The organism is Salipaludibacillus neizhouensis, assembly GCF_002886185.1.
GTDB classification, from domain to species: Bacteria; Bacillota; Bacilli; order Bacillales; family Salisediminibacteriaceae; genus Salipaludibacillus; species Salipaludibacillus neizhouensis.
Genome location: NZ_KZ614148.1, coordinates 187,420 through 188,957, shown reverse-complemented (window position 1 = coordinate 188,957; position 1,538 = coordinate 187,420). Strand labels below are relative to the sequence as shown.

Below are 1,538 nucleotides of genomic sequence, written 5' to 3'. Positions count from 1 at the left end.
CCTGTACAGTTTCGATTCACATATAAATTCCCACAATACATACGTTCAATGGCTTGTTCTATACGATTGTTATCGGAAGAGAAAAATCCACCTGTCAGACCGTAATCTGTATTGTTATACATCTCAATCGCTTCTTCCCAGTCTTTTGCTTTCGCAATCGCAAGGACAGGGCCAAAAATTTCTTCTTGCATAATTCTACTATTACTATCTGCGTCACCGAGAATAGTTGGATTAATATAAAACCCTTCATTGCTTCCTGGGTTTCCACCTAAAAGGAGTGTTGCCTCACCTTTTCCGATTTCAATATACTTAAGAATGCTGTTATACGCTTTTTCATCAATAACAGGACCAACTGAATAATCCTCTTCACCATTCCCAATACTTAATTTTTCCGTTAACTGCACCACTTTTTCCACCAATTTGTCATAAATACTTTCAACAATAATGGCACGTGAACCCGCGGAACATTTTTGACCTTGGAAACTAAATGCTGAGGACACAATTGACTCCGCAGCCGCATCTAAATCGGCTGTTTCATCCACGACAATGCCATCTTTTCCTCCCATTTCTGCATTTACTCGCTTAATCCACTTTTGACCTTTCACTTTTTTGCCTGCAAGCTCATTGATGTGAAGCCCTACATCTTTAGATCCTGTGAAACTGATAAAACGAGTAAGAGGGTGTCCTGTTATAAAGTCGCCCATGACGGAGGAATCCCCTGGTATAAAATTAATCACTCCACTCGGCAGACCGGCTTCCTCTGCTAGTTCAACAAATTTATAGGCAATAACCGGTGTTAAGGACGCTGGCTTTACTAGAGTAGTATTACCTGTAACTACAGCCGATGCAGTTAAACCAACACAAATTGCTAAAGGAAAATTCCAAGGAGGAACGATAAAACCTACACCTAACGGAATATATGTTAACTTATTTCTTTCATCAGGAAGACTTTTCAAGTAATGAGTATCTTCATTCAGTTGAATCATTGATCTCGCGTAAAAATCTAAGAAATCAATGGCTTCCGAAACTTCCCCATCCGCCTCTTCATAGTTCTTTCCTGCTTCAATAATTAATATAGCTGATAATTCATGGCGTCGTTCTCTCATTAAATCTGCTATTTTGAACAAATATGAAGCTCGTTTTTCTGGCTTTACTAGTTTCCAAGTTTCAAACGTTTCCGTAGCCGTGTGTAAAGCTTTTTCAGCCATCTCACGATCTATTTTACTCATGGTCCCAACAATTTCTTCGTTCTTTCCTGGATTAATAGAAGTGATTTTATCTTCTGTGTAAATTTTTTCTCCTCCAATAATCACAGGATATTCTTTTCCTAAATTACCTCTAGCCGCCGAGATGGCTTCTTTTAACGCCTTTACCTCACCGTCTAGTGAAAAGTCCGTATTGGGTTCGTTCTTGAACGTATCTAACTTTAAATATTGAAGAGTTTTAGTCATTTTTAGTTCCCCCTGTTGGTTTATTTAAATGTATTTTTTAATACAAATGTCACATTCTCAGGTCGTTCTGCGAGCCTTCTCATAAAA

The 1,538-nt window shown here is 38.4% G+C and carries 1 protein-coding gene; it reads right to left on the bottom strand.

Annotated elements, in window-relative coordinates:
* Nucleotides 1-1,451: L-glutamate gamma-semialdehyde dehydrogenase (locus tag CEF18_RS23860; protein WP_110939243.1), on the bottom strand; the 1,451-nt coding region annotated here is incomplete at its 3' end.
* Nucleotides 1,452-1,538 lie beyond the last annotated feature (87 nt).